The organism is Acinetobacter sp. neg1 (genome assembly GCF_000788125.1).
In the GTDB taxonomy this organism is placed as follows: domain Bacteria; phylum Pseudomonadota; class Gammaproteobacteria; order Pseudomonadales; family Moraxellaceae; genus Acinetobacter; species Acinetobacter vivianii.
This window is the reverse complement of the sequence record NZ_JSZD01000006.1, coordinates 141,279-163,250: the sequence shown is the minus strand read 5'-3', so window position 1 is coordinate 163,250 and position 21,972 is coordinate 141,279. Positions and strand designations below refer to the sequence as shown.

Sequence of the window (21,972 nt, the reverse complement as noted above, 5' to 3'; positions counted from 1 at the left end):
TAATTTTACATATCAATATATTATTTATTTTTAAAAATGATGTTTTCTATATAAAAAAACCTCAACACAAGTTGAGGCTTATCTTCAATCTAAATCTTAAATTCAGTTTAAGTCAGGCTTAAATCTTGAGACTGCTGCTGGGTAGATTGCTGTTGTGAAGCAGAATAATATTCGCCAAATTTGTCGTAAAATGTTTCTCTAAAACAGTAATACAACATCGCCGTTTTTTCAGGCATTGGAATTAAACGCTGGCTCTCATAGCAAAGATCCGCCACCACTGCTGCATAAGGTTTTACAGTATGGTCTGGCTCCCCTACAATTTTTTTCGCTTCAGAATTCTCAAAAATATAAAAACTCAATAAACGGATGGTCGGTCTTAAAAAGCCTTTACCAAAAACGGATTTATCTCCAAAAAGCAAATGCCAGCCAAGATCGTGCTCATCACCCTCGTAATAACGCCCTAAGCGATCACGTTTCCCTTCATAAATTTCGGTATATCCCACATCCTTGCCATCAACACCCACAATCATTAAACGTTGATGGTCATCGGCCAGCATTTTGTCGAAATAAACTTGTAGTTCAAGTTCAGACTTATTCAGTTGCCATTGGGGAATTACGTGTGGCTCATGCATCCATTGATGTAATAAAGGAATATCCTGAGGATATTGGACTTGGCGGACATAATATTGTGTCCCATCTTCATAATACTCAAAATAATCAGGAAGTTTTTGTGACAGTGTAAGCATTAAGATATTCCTTGCCTTTAATATTAGATGATAATGATAATCAATTTTATTAAGACAAAAAGCGTTCTTTTTCTTGTTTTTTGTTAATGAACTGCATCTGGCGAAGATCACTAAACAGCAAACAGCCGTAAAATGCCTTATGAATTTAGTCCACCAACCAAACTAAAGATGAATGCGGCTAACATTGCACCCCACCAGATCTGTATAAAATATTTTCTAAACAGATAAAAACCAAGCACTTGTAAAAAGAAGGCCGCTGGCAAGGTGACAAATAGCCAGCTCAGTGGGCCAACTGAGCTGCCTTCATATAGATAATTCAACACAAAAGAGAATGTTAAAAATATTACGGCAGAAAAAGATAAAAGCTTTTTCCGAGAGGCATTTAGCCAAGTATATTGCAGTTGTTTCTGCCCGTATTGGCTGAGGATGCAAGCTTGTATAAATGCGGCGAAGGCCCAGAATAATGCTGCAAGACTCATTTTAAAGCTCCTGCAGGCTTGAACTTATTTAGATAAAAATAAATTGCGCCGAGATAAAGTATTCCAATCGTTAGTAATGCCAAATCTACCCCAGCCAACGACCAACGTGAATGAATGATGCTCTGCCACAAAGATGCCTCAGGCACCACAACAAAACTACTCAATGGAATGAGAAATAAAATCAAAGCTGTACTTGGCAGTAATAGCAATACAGCCGTTCGGATATTCAGGATCAAACTGATCAGTAAACTTAATAGCCAAGTGAAGTAAAAGGCCGAAACTTCATAAGTACTTCTTGGCTCGAACACTGAGGGTAACAGTCGCCCTGCCAATAAATAACTGGCACAGGCAAAAGGCAACCCGAGAAAAGTAAAAAAGTTGAGATGCTGTACCAGTTTATAGCTGAAACGATGTTGCGTTTTAATACGTTTTTTCTGCCAGAGCAATGCCCCTGCGGCCAACATCACACATCCAATAATGCCCATGATAGACAAAATCAAACGCATCCAGTAAGAGGCAAAATAGCCCAGATGAATACCATAAGAAGATGAAGCCAACTGGGCTATTGCACTTAAATTTCGAGGTTGATCCAGCTGCTCGGCGGTATTGGCAGCAAAAATATATTGTGGGGTATTTAAGGTAATAATATTTTTATAATTATAGTCAAAGGTGATCATCGCCTCTGGTGTATTCGGTTTTTGTACTTCAAATTTATCGAGTATTGCGCCTGTTTGTGCCTGCGCTGGTAATTGTTGAATAAAGCGTTCCAATGGCTGCATGTTGCTCTGAGATGAGGATGGTTGCGGTTTTGCCATCTCTAGAAACTGCATCTCATTATAAAATTGAGGTATACCTTCTTGAGCATAATGCTTGGATAGTCCCCACGGCAACACCAGATAAAATAGAATCAGTAGTCCTGTAAAAGCCATCACCAGATAAAAAGGAAATGTAATCACTCCCGTTATATGATGCAGATCGAGCAAGGAACGCTGGCCTTTAAAGGAACGAAATACAAAAAATTCTTTAATGATCTTTTTATGCGTGATCACACCTGTAACCAAACTAATTAATAAGATCAGGGCGACAATGGCAACGATGAAACTACCGATCTTGCCAGGCAGTGGATAGAGGGTGTAATGCAATTTAAAAAAGAAATCACCTGCCAGAGTCTGTCGTGCAGGATTGAGCAATTCCCCTGTCATGGGATTCTGTAATTGTTGGTGTTTTCCTGTCTGATCCTGCCATTGCAACAAATTGACTGGCATGCGTTCATTTGCAACGGTCACACGCCATCTTTTTGCATCTGCGGCATGCTGATTTAAATAATTAAACGCGGTTTGAGCTGAGGTTTGGGCAGTCGGTAAAGTTTGAATCTGGCTCATCGCCTCGGGTTGCGCCCAGACATTAATTTCAGTACGGAAATACGCAATCGACCCGGTTAAGAAAATAAAGAAGATGATCCATAAGACAATAATGCCAAACCAGCTATGCAGAATGGCCTGAATTTGACGAAAGTTCATCTTAACTCATCCCCCACTTATGCATGAGCCCGTAGCCAGCCAGTAATAACACGCCTAAGCCATGGATGATCCAGAACCAGCGTTTAGACATAATTGCACTGGTCAATATCACGTAAAAAATGAAAAAGATGAAACTCAGAAAGACGGCGAAATAGACATTTTCGGCTTTAGCAAAAGGCAACCAATCCGCCAAAACCAGACTGAGCCACGAACTATAACAATAAGCCGCCAAGCAGATAAAAAATACTCTGCGATAGCTTAACTGAAAGATCTCTTGTTTTTCTGAGGGGCTCATCCGTATTGCCTTTGCCTGTAAAATCCAGCATAAAAATGAAGAAATATCTGCATCTTCACAGATATTTCTTCCTCTGTTTTAATTAATAGCTAATGGTATAACTTAAACCATAGGTCCGGCCTTCTGCAGGGAGGCTTGAAAGCTTGGCATAGGTAAGTGCTGATTGCTGACTATATACTGTGCGATAATCTTTATTCCATACATTAAACACACCAAAGTCTACACGTCCTTTTCCAGCAGGAAAGTGAGTCAACACATCCATTGTCGTATAGCCTTTAATATCAGCTGACTTATTAGGAGCAATGTTATTATCATTTACGGCAAGTTGATCATCCTTAAATGCTTTATCAGTTCCTTTAACAGCTAAAGCTTGCACACGAACGCCGTAACCTTCATCATTATTCCATTCGGCAAAGACCGTACCTTTGGTTGGCGAAACCTGAAATGCATTCAATTCTCGCCATTTTCCCGCACCATCTTTATATTGTCCGCGCGTATAACCTAAAGTACCACCCACCTTAAAGCTTTCCATAAAAGGATAACTTGCTGTTAATTCAGTCCCATACACCCGTTGGTCCGTATCTGCCAAACTTGCTGATCGGTCTGAACTAAATTGCACGACCTTATCTGAAGTATTATAGAAACCGGTTAAACCTAAATTAAGACCTTGATCCTCTTGTAAACGCCAACCTAATTCATAACTATTCACTTTAATTGGTTCAATATTTGCAGATGAGACACTCACGATTGCAACATCACGTAACATTCGCTGGACATCTGGGTAACTAAAACCTTGTGAGAAGTTAGCAAAAACCTGTTGTGCATCTGTGAGCTTATAAACAGCTCCTAAATTGAATAAGACTTTACTATCACTGGTAGAGTCACTTGGAGCAAGAGTCAAATCGGCACTTTGACCTTGTGCAGCTCGTTGACCTTGTCTTGCAGGAAGATATGCATCAGTTTCAGCTTTAATATACTGATAGCGTGCACCCGCCTGGATATTTAAACGATCAGTTAATTCAAGATCAGTTTGTAAGAATGCACCAAGATTCTGAATAGTTGTATCAGGGCCTGCTCCATAACTTTTTCCTGTGTCTGTATAAGTCAGGCCATTGTTTGATGCATTTAGTAAATCGTAATGTTGACTATCTTTTTCATGATCATAGTCAACTCCATATGTGAGTTTTAATGCACGATCAGCAACAGTCAGATCTTTCTGCAGGGTTGAGCGTAATCCAGCGACCTCTACATTCGATTGTGATTGACTAGCGAATTCAGATAAAGCATAGACTGGGAAGAAACGAGCCTTTTCCTTACGATAGTAGGCTTCAAGATTCAATATCTGCCCTAAAACGTCTTTGTTTTGATACTGAGTGTTTACTGAATAACGTTCAGTAAATGGCTGATTATCAAGCTGCAATCCTTTAACAGCTTTATATGAAGGATTATTAACGACATCACCGGAGTAATCTCGTCCATATTTAGTATCTTGTTTATCTTTATAATATTGAGTAGCAAAGCTTAATGTCTGATTATCAGTTAAATCAAAATTTAAACGCCCATTTACATCAACTGTATCCGTGTCTTCACGGCTTGTTTGATAGGGATCAGTAGCAATTCGGTCACCATGACTATCAAACTGCGAACCGCGACTGGTAAAGTTCGCCCCAAGGAAACCATCGACATTTGCCTGACTAAATGAAACCGATTGTCCAACTTCATAAGCCAATCCGTCCCCACGGAAGGTGTCTGAAGATGTGATACCGACTTTACTTTCAAAGCTGAGTGGTTTTGACGTAGCAGCACGTTTGGTAATGATATTGATAATGCCACCTGTCGCACCAGAACCATAAATACTGGTTGCGCCAGATATAATCTCAATACGCTCAATCATACCTGGGCTAATGCTATTGAGCTGACGTGATACATCACGCGAACCCGTTTGAGATACCCCATCAATCATAACCAGCACATTTCGGCCACGCATGGTCTGACCATAGTTACTGGTGGTTCCACTGCTTGGTGCCAACGACGGAACCAGTTGCGCCAAAACATCCGCAACCTTACGCCCCGCAGTTGCTTGCTGTGCAATTTGATTACGGTCAATGGTCTGCACAGTCCCTGCAATTTCTGCAATATTTTTTGGTGTACGCGTCGCTGTCACCACAATTTTCTCTAATTGTGCAACAGGTTTCTGCGTAGGCTCTGCCGTTACAGCCGCATTTGCTGAAACAGTTTCTTCTGCATAAACATGTTGAGCGAACATTGCCAGTACTGCAAGGCAGCATGGCGTCATTTTAAACAGTACTTGTTTTGCCCTAAACTCATTATTGACTTTCATTTTCTCTTTCTCCAGAGCCCTTATATCACTCAAAAAATATCCAAAAGGCAGGCCATCATACTAAATTTAAATTTTAATGAGAATGATTTTTATTAAAAATAGTATTCATCTCGACGCTGCTGTTTAAAAAAATGGTCTTTTTTCAATTTTTCTGCTTGTTCGAGCTGCTGGAACTGTTCCAGATAGTCATGAGCAGTCTCTGATTTTAAGATAAAAACACCATCTGCATCACCAATCAGCAGATCACCTGATTGCACCGTAAACTGGTTCAATTCAATACCAATATCCATTTCGACGAGACTTTCGCCTTCATTTCGTGTGGTTAAACAACTGACTGACTGAGCAAAAATAGGCAATTTGAGTTTAAGTAAGGCCTGTCGGTCGGTGACAGCTCCTAGGACCACGACTCCTGCCAAACCACAATGAATCGCGGCAACACTTCTCTGCTCTCCCCAACATGCACGTTGCAGATCATATCTAGCGTCGATGAGCAATACTTCATTGGGTTGGCAACTCAGCAACACCTGTCGTAACTGGCTGGCATTCTTTGATTGCAGCCGAACAGTTCTGACCAGACCTACCAGTTGTTGCTCAGGTGACATGGGGAAAATCTGCGGGACATGCCCTAGATCCAATACATGACCAATGGTCGAGGTTGCAATTTTTTTATAGGCTTCGACCAGCAATTCTGGCTGGATAACTTGACTCATGATTTTATCTCTGTTGATTTTTTTAGCTGTAATGGGCAATTTCGACACAGCTCCTGTCCTGCTTCCTCTAGTTGAAAATAGAAGCAGCACTTTTGTCGCATATAGGTATTGAATTCGGGATGCCAGTTATTCCACAGCTTTAAAAAAGGGTTTTCCTGCAAGTTAAAACTTTTTGCCGATTTTGCTTTTAACAGTTGTCGTTGCTGTTGGAGTTGAGCATGAATGTCTTTGCTTAGATTTTGTCGAGCCAAAGCATGATAAAACTGAACCACACGCACAGCGACATTTTCCCAAAGTAATGTATAAGAAACGCGCCCAACGCGGGCAATCTGCTGTAATAAATCATTGAACTGTAGCAATATGATGTCAATTTCTTGTAGAGACATCACCTGAAAAGAATACATTGCCGAATCAGTTAGTTGCAGTCGTCTTTCCCAGTTCCATGTTTCAGGTAGCTCTACGATAAAGATCGAAGGCTGCCATTTTACAAAAGGAAGCGATGCCGCCTGACAATACAAAAAAGGCAGCATCCACAGCGTGGCCCAATATTTAATAAAAAGTGAAGTGGCACATCTCTGATTCTTCGCATGAATACGTGTCGCAAAATCCTGTAGCACCTGCCAACAAATCGAGTCATCGAATAGATCTGCCAGCGTGATTGCCTGCTGGTTGGAACAATGTATTTCCAGTTTCAGCTGCTGTTGCAGCACTGAAAAAGAGCTTTCCAACCCTGCTTGAAAATGGCGACACATATTCATTGCGATTTACTCAGATTGAGCTAAAACATGCCAAAGTGGATTTCGGGTTTCCCCGATTCCTGAGGGCATGCTGCCAATACGGGTATCCTGTTCTAGCAAAGGTCGAATCAACTGTTTATAAGGCCAGTTTGGTGACTCAAACAGTAAGGCCTGCAACTGGCTTTGAATCTCAGGCTGAAAGTCCAGTTTTTCCAGAACTTGTCGTAATTGTTCAGCCAGTACTTGCCACAGCTGATCTGCTGGGATTTGGTAATACTTTGCCAGCGTCTCGACAATACAACCTAAATTGACCTGAATTCCTAGCGTCTGGATATAAAACAGCAAAGCCTCAGCTGAATCATGATAAAGCGTATTTCTGAAATCATGCGGGCTTAAATAATCTGGATCATCCAGACCATTTTGCAGCACCCACGGCAGATAAATACGTAGTGAATCATGATCTCTAAACATCAGGCCATCAAATTGACCATTCTTAAGCACCAGACATAGATTTTGCCCATGAATTTCTCCCATCAGCCCCAAGCGGAACAGACGTAAATTCACCTCAAAGAAGCATGCACATAATTTGGCAAACTGCTCCAAAACCTGTGCAGCATCATTCTGTAGCTGTTGAAGCTGTAAAATATAGTCAAAAACCGCAGGTTGACCTGAAATGGTATGTCCCAGACTGGCCATCGGAATCAGTTGATAAGGCTGCTGCAATAATTCAACTGGAATATGGCGGCGTTGGGCTGCCAGATGGGTTGGCTTCTCTACAAAGAGCCATTCATTGTCCGCACTTCGATCCTGTTGTTTTTCAGGTAAATAAGACCACCATTGCGTTTCCTCACATAACCATAATTTTTGCTGCAAAATCGGATCTTTTTGCTGAGCTTGGCGTAGCAACTTCTGGTTTTTTTCTCCATTGATCATTTTCACGATCGGAAGAAAACGCAATGAACCCAGCGCTTTAATGCCTATCGGCAATTTCAGGCTTTCTTGTGGAATTTCCTTAGACAAAAGACTGCGCATCGAGGCACTGGCATACATGCCTTTTGAAACAAAGTTCAAGGGCTGACAAATTCCCGCCGCGATATCTTCCGCAAAGAATTGCTGAAATAAATGCTGAAATTGCCACGGATGTATAGGCATGGCGATATGCGTTTCACTCAATCCGCGCTGGAACATTTCCTGTTTCAGTTGATAGCGTTCAGCACGATTAATGAAAATCTGGCTAGGTTGTTGCGTAAAAATATCCTCAACACCTGCACCAAACATCATTTTATCTTTATGCACCGCAACCCAATGAATACTCAGTTCTTGAGCAAATTCAGGACAATATTGCATATACTCTTGCTGACTCAATCCCTCCTTTAACTTGGATAAAGGATGATAAGGACGATCCCGATACCCCGCATATTGCTCTAAAATGCGGAACACCTGTGCTGAGCTTTGATGAATCAGATCATGAGCATTGACTTGATGCTGTTGTAGCAGACGATATTGCTGCAAACATTTCTGGATTTGCGCTGAAAAGATCTGAAGCTTGTCGGCCTGACAGTGTTGAAATAACCCAATCTGTTGCAGACATTCAAACAGCTCAAATAATTCAATCGAGTGGATTTGTGTTTGCTGATTACCTGTTTCAACTCGCAAAATTTCTGACTCGGCCGTAAAAGACCATGCTTGTGCAATGCCTTGTTGTACTGGAAAAATAACAACATATTGTGAATGTTGCTCAGGCAACAGTACAAAGTACTGCTGCTCAAGCGTGTTGTTAAATTGCTGTTTCAAGTCAAAACCGAATGTATCCAGCTTGGCCTGTGCTGTTGAATCATCCACAACAGAGTGCTCAGGAATCAGTGCCTCAACCAGTAAGGCATTGACAAAGTCTTGTAAAATGATTCTGTCAGTCAGTTGATAGACAGGTTGAAGTGCATTCATAAATAATCTCACTTCCCCTGCGCTTTAAACGGCGCCAATGGGTTATCAACAAACTTGATCTGAATACGACCATCACCAAACAAACGGCGTTTGGTCAATGACTCAATACGTAACTTTTCCGCAAAAACATCAAAAATTTGATAGCGCTGATGATGTTCAGGATGTTGTTGTTGATAATCTTGAATGACTTCTGCAGCCCATTGCCAGAAATCCTGTTCTGCAACTGAATAAGTCTGATTGAGGAAAATCGCAATATCAGTCAATGCCACAAAGAACAGGCAGGCACAGCTAAAGTCTCGAATCCCATCCAGATCATCAGTCAAGATAAAGGACATGCTATTGGTTTTGGCATGTTCAGGCGGCAACTGATCCAGTTCAGGCGCCAGCTCTGGATGAGCCAGATGTGCTGGACTGTAACGTACGCCGTCATGAAAATCTTTAAGCAAAATACGGGTTGGCCAACCTTGTTGATGCACCAGAATAATATTCTGCCCATGCGATTCAGTCGCAATCCCTTCGGCAAACAGCAAATGAATCAATGGAGTAATGACCACTTTCAACAATTGACGTGTCCATTGCTCAACCCCGTAGTGTTGCAACCACGGCGCAATCATGGCCTGACCATCTTTTTGAATATGGCTTACCCCATTCAGTGGAATCGCATCTTCACCTTCACGTAAATATTGATGGACACTTTCACGCCATAAGCATCCGATCGTGCCATAGGCCTGTTGCGCATGCGAAGCAGGCAAACGGGTAAAATCAACGCTCAGACCATACACCTCACGCAACACTGCAAAATCGAGCTGTCGAGCAGTTTCACTTTGATCAATCAGGCGTTGCAACCAGTCGGTAATAATCGGCCCGTTCATAACCGTATGTTTTGCCAGTACTCGAGAACTAGAAGTATTGGTCAAACTCATTGAAAGCTTGATATAAGGTTTTTCTGGATGCTGTAAATTGGTGACTGTACGCAAGGACTGCTGTGCCAGATAACGGTCTTGGCTATGACCTAAATAAATAATGTCCTGATCTGCAATTTCTTCTGCAAAAATCGAAATCAGGTGATTTTCCCATTGCCAAGGATGAACGGGAATCCAGACATATTCAGCGGCGTTTTGAGTTTGCTTGTCCAGTTGTTGCTGAAACTGGATCAAATCCTGTGCATTGAGTTGTTCTTTAAAAAATGCTTCTGTTTCAATATGACTCGAATGGTTTTCTGCAACAAGCTTCTGATGTACAGCCAACCAGACCAAAGCCATCGGCTGGGCAAACTCCACCCCATAACGGACATTGTCTTGCAGACTAAAGCCAACACGGGATTTATAACAAGGATGATATGGATGCCCATCCATCAAATAAGATTCCAGAATATCGTATGGATATTGAATTGCTGGCAAGGCGTAGTTTTCAAAACAGACTTGTGATTGCAGGTCGTGAATATAAGTCCGCTTTAATTCAAAAATAAAATCTTCCACTTTGGTCGCGTCGGCAATCGAGCGTAGGATTTCATCAATAACCTGATTCAGACGAGCCGGTTGCAGGTTACCTTCAGCATCCTGACGGAGCACATCCTGATCACGTGCCAGACGTACCAACTTATAACTGTATTGGCGTTGCCCTTTGGCAATATACTGAACCGCTTGCTGTTGGCGATCCTGCACCTGAACAATAAAATTTTCACCATCATGATCAGCCGCAATAATTTCTTCAAAAATCAGGGCTTGTAATAATTGCTTGATGACACGTTGTTCAACGCGTTTGGCCTGATCAGACTGTGGTTGTTGCCAGGCTTGAAAAGTATTTTGAATCACATGTGTATTTGCTAAAACTGGATGTAATTGTCCCATGTTGCTCTTCCTAATTATTTAATTCATTTTGTGTTGATCTGGAAAGCGCCATGCATAAGGCAAAGCGCACAAGATAAGAGCCGTACAAAAAATAAAGATTTCCTGAATGCCCTTAAATGAATCCAGTGTTGTATGAGGACTGATCTGAAAAAGATCCTGACGTAATTGCAGATATAGCGCAGCAAGCACCACTGCAACTGCGGCAAACAGCCGACGGAACAGATTGTTCAAGGCAGCCGCCTGAGTGACCAAATGCTGTTGTTGCTGACGCAAGCTGTTAAGCCCTGCTGTGGTCGATGGCATATAGGACAGTCCCATACCCAAACCATGCAACATCATGCAGAAGATGATGAACCAGACATTTTTCACAGGCGCCCATGCCAGCAAGGCAAAAGACAATGCAGTAATCAGCAACCCCAGACTCATAATTTTTGCGGCGCCGTAACGATCAAGATATTTGCCAGCAGGTTGACTACATAAACCTGTCACCAAGGCACTGCTCATCAAAGCAAAACCCGTCCAGAGTGGGCTGAGATGCAAACTCTGTTGAATCCACAACGGCACCAGCAACATACCAATAAACAAACCTACCGTTTGTGCGACACAGATCATCAAACTGAATCGAAAACCTTTTGCAGCAAACAAGGCAGGCTCAATCAATGGGCTGGTCTGATTTTTTTGTCTTCTCGCAAACTGCCAAAATGTGAAAGCACTTAATGCAAGCAATATCCAATAGACAGGTTGCGCGATATCTTCAAGTTGATGAATCTGACTCAAGGTGCCTAATAGCAAAATAATGCTTAGGCTTAGGCAACTAAAACCGATCCAGTCAAAGGACTGATTGCTATCGCCTTGTTCTTTAGGCAGATAAAGATATCCCAACACCAGCGCGATACAGGCAATTGGCAAGTTAATGAAGAATAAAGCCTGCCAATCGAGCCATACCAAGACCAGCGCGCCTAACATCGGTCCAACAGCCAAAGTCAGCATAATCATCGCGCCCCACAAACCTGTGGTACTGCCCCGTTGTTCGCTCGGCGTGACTGAAAAAATCAGACCGAGTGATAATGGAATCATCAAGCCACTACAAAACCCTTGCAAGGCTCTTGCAATCAGGACGGACTCAAACTGATTGAATAAACCACCCACTGTCGAAGCCAAAGCAAAACACAACAATGCGGTTAAATAAGTTTGTCGTTTGCCAAAACGCTGGCTGAAATAACCCGCCAGTGGCAAGCTGATACTCATTGCTAGTAAAAACGCGACCATCACCCAACTTGCCCAGATTTCACCAATCTGGAAATACTGCATCAGCTGGGGGATAGCAGGATTAAAACTACTGTTGTTTAAACTGACGGTCCCTGTACCTAACATGACCGTGAGTAGAACATAACGCTGCAAACCGACTTGTGCCGCTTGATTGATGGGTACAGAAGACCGTTCCATACGTGCGATTCCTCTGTTGACCTTAGTCAATGTGCTCTGACAACTTTACTTGTGCATAAAAAGCGGGAGAAGTATGCCGAAGCTGTCCAGATTTATTCGTCACACGGGATAATCCTGAATCAGCCAGTTGCACATGGTTTCGTGCAGGTTGTTCTGACGATACAGAGGGCGCCACGCCAAATTGTTGATAAGACTGGGCCTGATCCAGCTTAAATAGTTCTTTGCCTAATAACTGATTGGCAATGGTGGCTGCCCGATGAGCGCCTAAACCCAGATCTGGCGTGCCAACACCATGATGGAAAACTTCCATGTTTTGCAGGAAAATTCGCCCATCGCCTTGATAGTTCACTTCAAAATCTGCGCTGACTTGCCAGCGTTGTGTCTGATCAAGCGGAATCAACGTTTGCAGATTTTCCAAGAAAGCGGGTTTTGGATAACGATAGCCAGTAGCCGCAATTACACTATCGGCATCCAGCACATAACGTTCACCCTGCTGCTGGTGCTCGAAAAGCAAACGAATTTTCTGATTTTCCAGCACTTCGGCATGTTGTAATTGATGATGGCCTGCGAGTGTGACCTCGGTGTTATGTCCAGCGATACTACGGTGATACAGTCGCTCGTAAATATCACGAATGGTTTTACTACTGATTCCCTTATAGAGATTGGCCTGTTGGGCTGGTAATTCAGCCTTTAATCCAGCTGGCAAATGATAGAAATACTGCATATAGTCAGGACTAAAATGCTCGAGTCCCAACGGTGTATTCTCCATCGGGAAAAACCCCGCAGAGCGTGTCAGCCAATGCAAATGAAAATCAGGCGTTGTTTTCCCTTGCGAATATTGCCGGTCAAATAAATCGATAAAAATTTCCGCGGCTGATTGGCCTGAACCAATCAACACTACATTCCCTTTTAACTGCGCAGGACATTGCTTTAAATATTCAGCCGAATGTAAGCATTGCTTTGTTTTCGGATATGCCTGCTGCAAACTTTCAGGTAAATGCGGAACTGTACCAATCCCCAAGACCAATTGACGCGTTTGATAGCGCTGTTTTGCACCATTCGTCAGAACTTCAACCTCAAAACCACCTTTAATCGGCTGAACATCCAGAACTCGGCTATTGAATTGAATATGCTCTAACTGCTGCACCACCCACTGACAATAGTGGTTATATTCCTGACGTGGAATATATAAATTTTCACGGAAGTAAAACTTATATAAACGCTGCTGATGCTTTAAATAATTGAGAAAGCTATAGGGACTGGTTGGCTCAACCAGACTGACCAGATCCGCCATAAACGGAACTTGCAGCAAGGCATTGGGCAATTGCATGCCCGCATGCCAGTCAAAACCATCTTTTTGTTCAAAGAACTGATAGTTAAGATCACTTTTGTTTTGCAGCAAACTGGCTAGACTTAAATTAAAAGGCCCTAACCCAATGCCAATAAAATCAAGCATAGCTCACATCCTTCTGTTCAATAAACAGAGGATTTTGCAATTGCACATAGACCGACTGATGTTCAACTGGAGCAATCAATTCATCCAGCTCATGCAAACGTGTCAGCAAGTTACCTTTATATGGCAAGGTTTCGTTAAACAATAAACCCTGTAACAAGGTACTGTCAGGATACTGCTGCAATAGGTCTTGCAAGAAGACTTTTAAATGCTCAAGCAGAACATCTTCGCTAATGTGGCCCGTTGCACCAATTGCATTGATAATGCCGAACAAGGTATTTCCAAAGAAATAATAACTGAAACGTTCATCAACGAAGTCTTTCGGCCCGACTGCAAATGCCTTTTCTTTTAGCTCAGGTAAAGCCTTTAAAATCTCAGTGGCAAATTCTTCGATATAGTAAAAGCCTTGATTGTCACGTAGCCACAAGGTCTTTGGAAAATGATTCTCCATTTCCAGCAAGACATTTTGTTGATGAGATTCGAACGCCATCCCATAACGATGATAGAGATACATTAACGGCTGCAAACTCACTTCAAGGAAGCGGTTAAACCAGTTTAGTGCAATCTCTGAATGATCCATTTCAGGATGTGCTTTGGCAATTTTTGCGAAAAGCGCATTAAAACGATTTAAATCCTTGCTTGGATGATCCTGACATAATGAGGCAATACAGGTGACTTGCTGTTGTGGACTAAAGGGTTGATCACGGAAAATACAGATACTTTCATTGACCACTTCACCCTCAATTTGCAAAGCCATCCATGCAGGATCATTAACGGCTTTTAAACTTGGGCAATGTTTTAAAATATTCTGACCAAATTCACTGTGCCACAAACGATGGGTCAGTTCACCACGATGACACTCTTTCGCCAGATTGACACGGATTGAATTGGTAATCATCACAGAAAGTGAAGGTTTCACCATCCACGGCGCATTAAAACTCGCCAGTGTACGAATCGAAGTCGTCGGTGAAAATTGCCAGCCACGTAAGCCCAGATCAATCAGTTGTCCAGTTTGTTTTAAACGCTCAAACCACGGCTTGCTTTGTAAATAACGTGCCTGCCAAGGATGTAAAGGCAGCAATTTATACTCGCTATGGGTGTTGAGCAGCTTGAGATCATTTTCAGATAAATACCATTGCAATGCGCTTTTAAGCTGGTCTGAAATTGCTTCATCGGTCGCACTGCCCTCAGCAATATAATCCTGATACACAAACCAGTAATGTAGTTGAGTCTGGCCTTTATGTTCAGGAGAAAACTTGAGCCAGTCCTCATGCACAAAACCTGTTCTACTCTTTGGTGCAGGGTGCATACTGTGCCCGAGCACCAAAGCCTGTTCAGATTCAATAAAATTCTGACCTGCTTTGACTAGATCATCAAAATCATGTTCACGTTGTACTAAAAACTGCTGTAAAGCATCACGGCTTTGAATCCATTTTTCGACTAAAGAAGCAGCATCTAAAGGAATATCAGATTCAAAAACCAGTTCTTCCAGCAAAAGACCAACGATTGCAACGGGACTGAATGTTCTTACTTGTCCTTGAATAATAATTTGCGGGAAATCGGCTAAACGATGTCGCCCGACTCGACTGACATACGCTAACGGGAAATAGCACTGTGCTTGAATGGAATGGATCGGAATGGTTAACAGCGTCAAACCTTGGCTAAACGCGTGTTGTTGTGGACTTTGCTGATTTTTATTAAGCAAGTGACCTTTGCCTGTTTCTTGCGTATAGGCGTTGACGAAGTGTTGTATCGCCAACCGATTGGCAAGTGATTGCATCCGATTGTATCCTCTATCCAGAGATCTGATTTATTTTTCGAAATGTTTTAGGCCATAAACATATCCTAAGCGGAACTAAGTTACGTTTAAGACGAAGCTAATGATAATTATTATCATTTATATTTTCAATTCAGTGCCGCCTGCAGAAATTACAATCTAATTGATTGAATTAACTTACTTTAGAGATGCTTTAAGCAAATGAGATACAAAAAGATAATAATAGTTCTTATTTAATAAAATGATAACTTACTCATCGGCAATAGCTTTTTGTGATTCTAAAATCCTATAAATAACAGTGTACTAAAATAAAAACAGCCCAAAATGATGACTTTAATTGCACAAAATATCAAAAATGAGTTCATTTATATCTTTCTAGAATGCTTCATCTGACTTATTGCCTATCTCTTGTATCAATTTATAAAAATGATCACTTTTCGCCGTTGCACTGTTCCCTATTTTCTTCACTATAATGCCGAAAATTTAAAAATCATTCTCAGGGCGAGATCACAGGAAAAATGATGAAAAGCAATAAAAGACGGCATCACACATCAGATGCAAAAAATATTATTCCACTTTTATCCATGAGTGGATTTATTTTATTTTCAAACGCTTCTTTTGCCGCAACTTCAACCGAAGCAACGCTTTCAGACAATAAGACTGAGCAACTACCAACAATTACCATTTCCGCATCACGCTCAGATGAACTCTCCTCTTCTGCCAAGCAGGTCACTCGACTCGATGAACAGCAAATTGAACTTTTGAAAAATGCCTCATCGGGCAATATTGCCACCGTACTCGCCAAAGTCGTGCCTGGCTTATCCGACTCCAGTCGTACCATGACCGATTATGGACAAACCTTACGCGGCCGTAATGCACTGATTCTGGTCGATGGCGTCCCGATGAATCTCACCCGTGATACCTCAAGAGGACTTTCTGCGATTGATCCTGAGAGTATCAGCCATATTGAAGTGATTCGCGGCAGTAATGCGATCTATGGCAGTGGAGCTGCGGGCGGAACCATTTCGATTACGACAAAAGCGACAGGCGGTGAACCGAGCGCCAAGACCGTAATTGGGTTACAAAGTTCACTGACCAATCCTCGTTCGGATGCCTTAAGTGGAGACATTCATCAATATTTTTCAGGTAGTTTGAACGATTTCGACTATGCACTGGATTTAGGTTATCAACGCATTGGCAGTCCTTACGATGCGCGGGGCAAACGGGTTGCACCAGAACCAAGTCAGGGTGATCTTTTCGATGCGGATGCCTATAGCATTGGCACTAAACTTGGATATCACATTGATGATAATCAGTACCTGCAACTTGCCGCGAATTATTATCATGCGGAACAAGATTCTGACTATGCTTCTGACCCAAGCGTTGCCCAATTACCGCCAGGCAGTGTCCCTGCCAAGGCAATCAAAGGATTGAAATTAAAAGAACAGAATAAAAATGAAAACCAGATTTACAATCTGACTTATAGTCATAAAGATTTCTTCGGCAATAAGGTGAATGCTCAAATCTATTATCGAGATTTTTTCACCCGCTTTTCGCCATTTGATGCCCGTAAAGTCCCTACTCGAGGTGGACAAGTCGATCAGGTTTATCAAGAAAATAATGTATTGGGCAGCCGCTTGACTGTAAGTACTCCGCTCGAGTTTCTTGGAGATAGCTCTCTGGTGTGGGGTGGCGACTTTAGCCGTGAAAAGAGCGAAATGCCGCTGGATACTTTCGATCAGAATATCTATGACCAATCTGGTGGCCTAGAATTCGTGAAAAATGGAAAGCTGATCTATTTACCTGAGCTCACCACTCAAAGCATGGGCGCATTCGCTCAATTAAAACACCGATTTAACGATCAATGGTCAGCTGAGGTCGGCACGCGCTATGAAGACAGTTATGCAAAAATTGATAGTTTTGTGCCTTTGTCCCAGCTCAAAGAAGCTGATCCCTATACCGTCCAAGGTGGTAAAGTAAAGGCTGATGCATGGTTGTACAATGCCAATCTTACTTTCTCACCAAATGACGAACATTCAATTTATGCCTCATTTAACCAAGGTTTCCAGTTACCTGATGTAGGTGTGGTTATTCGTAATGCAGGAAAAGATTTTGACTTAGGTTCTTCATTCTTAGAGCCTGTCAAAGTGGATAATTATGAACTCGGCTGGAATGGCCATTTCAACAATTTTAGCTCAAGTTTAGCCGTATTCCATTCCACGTCTGATCTGGGTGGCGTACAATCCTTTGGCAATGGATTAATTTTGACCCGAACCAAGGAAAAAGTGACTGGTGTAGAAGCTACTCTGGATTATCTTGAAGATGCCAAAGTCTGGGGCGCTGGCGGTAGCATTACCTGGATGAAAGGTCGTGAAACCCCGCAAAATAGTCATACTGAACAGGATATGACAGGTTTCCGTATCCCGCCGTTAAAAGTTACCGCCTATATTTCCTATAGCCCGACCGATACATGGACCAACCGTATTCAGGCGACATATTTTGGCGCAGAAGACTACCGTCTCAATGGTAACAATGGCTTCGGTCGCTATGATGTCAAATCCTATACCACAGCGGATTTAATCAGCAGTTTTGCCATCAATAAACAGGATACGGTGACGATTGGAATCGAAAATATGTTCAATCGTGAATACTATCCGTTTTATAGCCAGCTTATGCGAAATAGCAATAATACCAGTCACTTACTCGCGAGTGGCGTAACCGCTAAAGTGTCTTATACACATAAATGGTAATTCAGGAAAACAAATACGATAGATATCTTCTGATATCTATCGTTGTTCTAATCTTTAGCTTTTAATTATCGCAGTTGAATTAAGAAGAACTTTAAAACTCAATATCAATATTTTTATAAATCAAGTACATCAACAAATTGAGCACCCAATATCTTAGCCAGATCCTGAGGGTTCAATCCAATATCCAGTCCTCTTTTGCCCCCACTGACATAAATTTTGGCAAAATTTTGCGCCGTGGCATCGATCACGGTTTTAAGACGTTTCTTTTGTCCGAGAGGACTAATCCCCCCAACCAGATAGCCAGTTAAGCGTTCAGCATCTTTTGGATTGGCCATTTGTAATTTCTTGCAGCCCACTGCTGCTGCAACCTTTTTCAGATTGAGTTGATGATTCACCGGTAAAATTGCAATGAAGTAATTTTTTTCATCTGTGACCATTAAGGTTTTAAATACTTCTTCAACTTTTAGATTCAACTTTTCTGCGGCTTCCAGCCCAAAACTTTTTGCATTGGCATCATGTTCATATTCATGAATTGAAAAAGGTATTTTATTTTTTTCTAACAACTTACAAGCGGGTGTCATATCTATTCAGTATTTTTGCTTTAAGGATAAAGTGAGGTAAGTGTAGCACTTTAAAAATAAAAGATTAAATTTGCTTAGGCTATTTTGAACATAAATCTATTCTTGATAAATCAGCAAACAACCTCATATATTTGCTAAAGATGAAATGCACAGGCTCAAACAATTCATGAGTTATAAACATAATAATTTGATGGCAATGCGCCAGAATTATTGGGACGATGAAAGCTCTTCTACAGTCCAAGCGGAAAAACAGTTTTTAAAAGAACTCCTCGTTGAAGAAGACGTTTTTAAAGATGCGACTTTAGACGACACCAAGTATTTCTTCTTTACACTGCCTAGTATTATTATTGTGAAAGCTTATGCGCTCGGCTTTCATCATAGTCAGGTCAAACGAATGTTGATTAAACATATTCATACCCATCGAGCCGCACTCATGAAACGGGCAGCATTAAAAATTCAGTTTAAAATTTAGGACATATGTATACAAAAGCCAAAAGATAGATCTAAATTCTACTTAGGCTATTTGTGGACAATTCTCCTATTGCACAAATTTAGACTGATAATTCAAGAGATTGAACTATTTTAATACGTTCAAAAGCGGTAATATCCGCTACAATTCATCTCTCGGCTTTCAACCCTCCGATTTCAGCATAGGATTTTTCTTTCATGTCAGATCAGAACGATAAGCTTAAGAATCTAAAAACCTCCTCGGTGGATCGTCGCTTATCTATCGCAAAAGCGTCTTTACTTGCTGGAACACGTTGGGCAACTGCAAGTGCAACTTCTCTTTTCTCAAGTGAAGAAGAAAAAGAGAAGAAACGTAAAAAAGCCATGGCTGAACAGGCGCATTATTTAGTTTCTGAAATTGGCAAACTTAAAGGTTCAATCGTCAAAATTGGTCAGATGATGGCTCTATACGGCGAACATTTTTTGCCTGAAGAAATTACCCAAGCATTAAATACCCTGAACAATCAAACCGTGGCCCTCGCTTGGCCTGCAATCAAGGCACATTTGCAAGATCAGTTAGGTTCAAAACTTGATGATTTAACCATCGACCATGAGCCGATTGGCACAGCTTCACTTGCCCAGGTTCATCGCGCGACCCGTAAATCTGATGGTCAGGAACTGGTACTTAAAATCCAGTACCCGGGTGTGGCAGAAGCGATCGACTCAGACATGAATCTTTTCAAGAATATGCTGAAACTGACTCGGATGGTGCCGCAAACCCGTGAATTTGATCAATGGTTTGACGAAGTTCGTGACATGATGCATCGCGAAGTGGATTATGCAATTGAAGCAGCGACTACACGTCGTTTCGCTGAACGTTTGAAAGATGATCCGCGTTATATCGTCCCACAGATTGTGGATGAGTTCTGCGCTGAAAAAGTACTGTGTATGACGTTTGAACGTGGCGTCCCTGTGAATAGCCCAGTGATGCTTTCTCTGCCGCAAGAACGCCGCAACCAGTTGGGCGAAGCTTCTTTAGAAATTGCAGTGCGTGAGTTGTTTGAATGGGGCGAAATGCAGACCGATCCAAACTTTGGTAATTATCTAGTTCGTTTGGGTGATGGCAGTGAAGTCAACGATAAAATCGTTTTACTCGACTTCGGTGCAATTCGACAGTTCGATAACAACTTGCTGACAGTCGCACGTAACCTGATTCAAGCTGGCTATGATCATGACAAAACTGCGATGGTCAAAGCTATGAAGGGTTATGAATTCTTTGATGGTATGCCAGAAAGTGTCAAACCTGGTATGGCAGATGTGTTCCTGATTGCAACGGAAGCCTTTAGCTGTCCAGAAAACAATCCAGATATGCCTGCGGGGATTATGGATGATCAAGACCGTTATGACTGGAAAAAAAGCCAGCTCCATAGTCGTGTGATGCAACAGGCTGGACAGTCAATGGCTTCTCGTTATTTCTCGGTTCCACCAAAAGAATTTATGTTTATTAGTCGTAAATTCATTGGTGCCTACACCTTTATGACCGTAATTGATGCAAAAACCAATGTCCGCAAAATGATTCGTCAATTTGCTTAATCAATCATTTCCTGTGAAATGAGAAAAAGCCTGTCCATTCATATGCACAGGCTTTTTTGAGCTCTATTGATCAGAAAGTTATGCTTTTAAGCACAAGTTTCTGGCATTTTTTTAATTTCATATGGCAGTCCAACATAGTTTTCTGCCAAAGTCGTTCTACCTGCTGTCGATCCTAAAATATAACTTAATTCTGCCTGCTTAATTTTATGGTCAAACTCGCTTTCCGTTTCGAAACGATGGAGCAAGTGTGTCATCCACCAAGAAAAACGTTCAGCTTTCCAGACGCGTTGTAAACATTTCTCAGAATATTCATCAATACCCTGACTCGAACCCTCAGTGTAATACTCGATCAAGGCACTCGATAGATAAGCAATATCCGAAGCCGCCAGATTCAGCCCCTTCGCGCCTGTTGGCGGAACAATATGTGCTGCATCTCCAGCCAAAAACATATTTCCAAAACGCATTGGCTCGGTCACAAAACTACGTAACGGCGCAATACTCTTTTCGATGGATGCACCAGTGACTAAATGTTCACGGCTTTCAGGATCTAAACGACATTTCAATTCTTCCCAGAATCTATCATCTGACCAGTCTTCAGCATGATCCGTCAATGGCACCTGTAAATAATAACGGCTGCGGGTTTCTGAACGCATGCTACACAATGCAAAACCACGTTCTGACTGTACATAGATCAACTCATCCGCAACGGGTGGTACATCAGCCAATACACCTAACCAGCCAAATGGATAAATTTTCTCAAAAGTTTTAATTTTGTCCTCAGGCACACTGGCTCGACAAATACCATGATAGCCATCGCAACCCGCAATAAAGTCACACTGAATTTGAAAGGCTTTGCCCTGATAGTCAAAATGTACTTGCGGTGCGTCATAAAAATCTTTGACCTGTACATTTTCCGCTTCATAGAACGATGTCAGTTGTGCCGCTTCACGAGCTGCCATTAAATCTTTAGTGACTTCGGTTTGTCCATACACAGTGACTTGTTTACCACCTGTGAGTGCAGACAAATCAACACGGTGTTTCTGCCCATTGGTTAATATTTCAATTCCTGAATGCGGTAATCCTTTCTCTTTTAAATGTTGATCTACACCAGCCTGTTTGAGTAAATCAACCGATACCTGCTCTAGTATTCCTGCACGGATACGTGAAGCCACATAATCAGCACTGCGTTGCTCAATAATGATGTGTTCAATGCCAGCTTTATATAGCAATTGACCTAGTAATAAACCCGCTGGGCCAGAACCGATAATTGCAACTTGTGTCTTTAAAATATCCATCACGTCAT

17 protein-coding genes are annotated in these 21,972 nt (G+C 41.8%); 3 read left to right on the top strand and 14 right to left on the bottom strand.

Translation table 11 applies throughout. From position 1 onward, the window contains the following. Positions 1–107: 107 nt before the first annotated feature. The 12 genes from PJ15_RS01815 to PJ15_RS01760 all read right to left on the bottom strand — a co-directional run bounded on the left by PJ15_RS01815 (position 108) and on the right by PJ15_RS01760 (position 15,301). Positions 108–746 (bottom strand): GNAT family N-acetyltransferase, encoded by a 639-nt coding sequence (locus PJ15_RS01815; protein WP_047427260.1) that lies wholly within the window; start codon positions 744–746, stop codon positions 108–110. Positions 747–883: 137 nt separating this feature from the next. After that, a complete protein-coding gene (locus PJ15_RS01810) occupies positions 884–1,225 on the bottom strand; it encodes a hypothetical protein (protein WP_047427258.1) in 342 nt (113 codons plus the stop codon). Continuing rightward, entirely contained in the window at positions 1,222–2,745 is a 1,524-nt protein-coding gene (locus PJ15_RS01805) for a PepSY-associated TM helix domain-containing protein (RefSeq protein ID WP_047427255.1), read from the bottom strand. Before PJ15_RS01805 ends, PJ15_RS01810 begins: the two co-directional genes overlap by 4 nt. A gap of 1 nt (position 2,746) precedes the next feature. Then, positions 2,747–3,040 carry a hypothetical protein gene (locus tag PJ15_RS01800; RefSeq protein WP_047427252.1) on the bottom strand — a complete coding sequence of 98 codons (294 nt, stop codon included), beginning with the start codon at positions 3,038–3,040 and terminating at the stop codon, positions 2,747–2,749. Between the two features lie 82 nt (positions 3,041–3,122). Then, the gene (locus PJ15_RS01795; protein ID WP_047427248.1) at positions 3,123–5,381 is read right to left on the bottom strand and encodes a TonB-dependent receptor; all 2,259 of its coding nucleotides are present in this window, start codon (positions 5,379–5,381) and stop codon (positions 3,123–3,125) included. A gap of 92 nt (positions 5,382–5,473) precedes the next feature. Then, a complete protein-coding gene (locus PJ15_RS01790; RefSeq protein WP_047427245.1) occupies positions 5,474–6,091 on the bottom strand; it encodes an RraA family protein in 618 nt (205 codons plus the stop codon). Then, the gene (locus PJ15_RS01785) at positions 6,088–6,849 is read right to left on the bottom strand and encodes a (2Fe-2S)-binding protein (protein WP_047427242.1); all 762 of its coding nucleotides are present in this window, start codon (positions 6,847–6,849) and stop codon (positions 6,088–6,090) included. The genes PJ15_RS01790 and PJ15_RS01785 overlap by 4 nt, the downstream gene beginning before the upstream one ends. Positions 6,850–6,855: 6 nt before the next feature. Then, positions 6,856–8,772 carry an IucA/IucC family protein gene (locus PJ15_RS01780; protein WP_047427240.1) on the bottom strand — a complete coding sequence of 639 codons (1,917 nt, stop codon included), beginning with the start codon at positions 8,770–8,772 and terminating at the stop codon, positions 6,856–6,858. A gap of 8 nt (positions 8,773–8,780) precedes the next feature. After that, entirely contained in the window at positions 8,781–10,622 is a 1,842-nt protein-coding gene (locus PJ15_RS01775) for an IucA/IucC family protein (RefSeq protein ID WP_047427237.1), read from the bottom strand. An 18-nt stretch (positions 10,623–10,640) separates the two neighbouring features. Beyond that, a complete protein-coding gene (locus PJ15_RS01770; protein ID WP_047427234.1) occupies positions 10,641–12,068 on the bottom strand; it encodes a DHA2 family efflux MFS transporter permease subunit in 1,428 nt (475 codons plus the stop codon). Positions 12,069–12,090: 22 nt separating this feature from the next. Further along, positions 12,091–13,524: a lysine N(6)-hydroxylase/L-ornithine N(5)-oxygenase family protein gene (locus PJ15_RS01765; RefSeq protein WP_047427232.1), complete on the bottom strand. Its 1,434-nt coding sequence runs from the start codon at positions 13,522–13,524 to the stop codon at positions 12,091–12,093. Continuing rightward, positions 13,517–15,301, bottom strand: coding sequence for an IucA/IucC family protein (locus tag PJ15_RS01760; protein WP_047427229.1), 1,785 nt, complete (start codon positions 15,299–15,301; stop codon positions 13,517–13,519). The genes PJ15_RS01765 and PJ15_RS01760 overlap by 8 nt, the downstream gene beginning before the upstream one ends. A gap of 518 nt (positions 15,302–15,819) precedes the next feature. Here PJ15_RS01760 and PJ15_RS01755 point away from each other — a divergent pair. Further along, positions 15,820–18,048, top strand: coding sequence for a TonB-dependent receptor (locus tag PJ15_RS01755; protein WP_047427226.1), 2,229 nt, complete (start codon positions 15,820–15,822; stop codon positions 18,046–18,048). A gap of 113 nt (positions 18,049–18,161) precedes the next feature. On the opposite strand, the gene ybaK is transcribed toward PJ15_RS01755, so the two are convergent. Continuing rightward, positions 18,162–18,629 (bottom strand): Cys-tRNA(Pro) deacylase, encoded by a 468-nt coding sequence (ybaK, locus tag PJ15_RS01750; protein WP_047427223.1) that lies wholly within the window; start codon positions 18,627–18,629, stop codon positions 18,162–18,164. Between the two features lie 166 nt (positions 18,630–18,795). Here ybaK and PJ15_RS01745 point away from each other — a divergent pair, with 166 nt between their 5' ends. Both PJ15_RS01745 and PJ15_RS01740 read left to right on the top strand, forming a co-directional pair. Further along, a complete protein-coding gene (locus PJ15_RS01745) occupies positions 18,796–19,101 on the top strand; it encodes a hypothetical protein (RefSeq protein WP_047427221.1) in 306 nt (101 codons plus the stop codon). A 194-nt stretch (positions 19,102–19,295) separates the two neighbouring features. After that, positions 19,296–20,669 (top strand): ABC1 kinase family protein, encoded by a 1,374-nt coding sequence (locus tag PJ15_RS01740; RefSeq protein ID WP_005257374.1) that lies wholly within the window; start codon positions 19,296–19,298, stop codon positions 20,667–20,669. A gap of 86 nt (positions 20,670–20,755) precedes the next feature. Here the strand turns inward: PJ15_RS01740 and pobA are convergent, their stop codons facing one another. Beyond that, positions 20,756–21,964 (bottom strand): 4-hydroxybenzoate 3-monooxygenase, encoded by a 1,209-nt coding sequence (gene pobA / locus PJ15_RS01735; RefSeq protein ID WP_047427220.1) that lies wholly within the window; start codon positions 21,962–21,964, stop codon positions 20,756–20,758. Positions 21,965–21,972 lie beyond the last annotated feature (8 nt).

What these genes read in the sequence shown, in the direction of transcription:
- PJ15_RS01780 (WP_047427240.1), bottom strand. Translation starts at nt 8,772, where the DNA reads ATGAATGCACTTCAACCTGTCTATCAACTGACTGACAGAATCATTTTA.
- PJ15_RS01785 (WP_047427242.1), bottom strand. Translation starts at nt 6,849, where the DNA reads ATGAATATGTGTCGCCATTTTCAAGCAGGGTTGGAAAGCTCTTTTTCA.
- PJ15_RS01760 (WP_047427229.1), bottom strand. Translation starts at nt 15,301, where the DNA reads ATGCAATCACTTGCCAATCGGTTGGCGATACAACACTTCGTCAACGCC.
- PJ15_RS01815 (WP_047427260.1), bottom strand. Translation starts at nt 746, where the DNA reads ATGCTTACACTGTCACAAAAACTTCCTGATTATTTTGAGTATTATGAA.
- PJ15_RS01790 (WP_047427245.1), bottom strand. Translation starts at nt 6,091, where the DNA reads ATGAGTCAAGTTATCCAGCCAGAATTGCTGGTCGAAGCCTATAAAAAA.
- PJ15_RS01805 (WP_047427255.1), bottom strand. Translation starts at nt 2,745, where the DNA reads ATGAACTTTCGTCAAATTCAGGCCATTCTGCATAGCTGGTTTGGCATT.
- PJ15_RS01775 (WP_047427237.1), bottom strand. Translation starts at nt 10,622, where the DNA reads ATGGGACAATTACATCCAGTTTTAGCAAATACACATGTGATTCAAAAT.
- pobA (WP_047427220.1), bottom strand. Translation starts at nt 21,964, where the DNA reads ATGGATATTTTAAAGACACAAGTTGCAATTATCGGTTCTGGCCCAGCG.
- PJ15_RS01765 (WP_047427232.1), bottom strand. Translation starts at nt 13,524, where the DNA reads ATGCTTGATTTTATTGGCATTGGGTTAGGGCCTTTTAATTTAAGTCTA.
- PJ15_RS01800 (WP_047427252.1), bottom strand. Translation starts at nt 3,040, where the DNA reads ATGAGCCCCTCAGAAAAACAAGAGATCTTTCAGTTAAGCTATCGCAGA.
- PJ15_RS01745 (WP_047427221.1), top strand. Translation starts at nt 18,796, where the DNA reads ATGAGTTATAAACATAATAATTTGATGGCAATGCGCCAGAATTATTGG.
- ybaK (WP_047427223.1), bottom strand. Translation starts at nt 18,629, where the DNA reads ATGACACCCGCTTGTAAGTTGTTAGAAAAAAATAAAATACCTTTTTCA.
- PJ15_RS01795 (WP_047427248.1), bottom strand. Translation starts at nt 5,381, where the DNA reads ATGAAAGTCAATAATGAGTTTAGGGCAAAACAAGTACTGTTTAAAATG.
- PJ15_RS01770 (WP_047427234.1), bottom strand. Translation starts at nt 12,068, where the DNA reads ATGGAACGGTCTTCTGTACCCATCAATCAAGCGGCACAAGTCGGTTTG.
- PJ15_RS01740 (WP_005257374.1), top strand. Translation starts at nt 19,296, where the DNA reads ATGTCAGATCAGAACGATAAGCTTAAGAATCTAAAAACCTCCTCGGTG.
- PJ15_RS01755 (WP_047427226.1), top strand. Translation starts at nt 15,820, where the DNA reads ATGAAAAGCAATAAAAGACGGCATCACACATCAGATGCAAAAAATATT.
- PJ15_RS01810 (WP_047427258.1), bottom strand. Translation starts at nt 1,225, where the DNA reads ATGAGTCTTGCAGCATTATTCTGGGCCTTCGCCGCATTTATACAAGCT.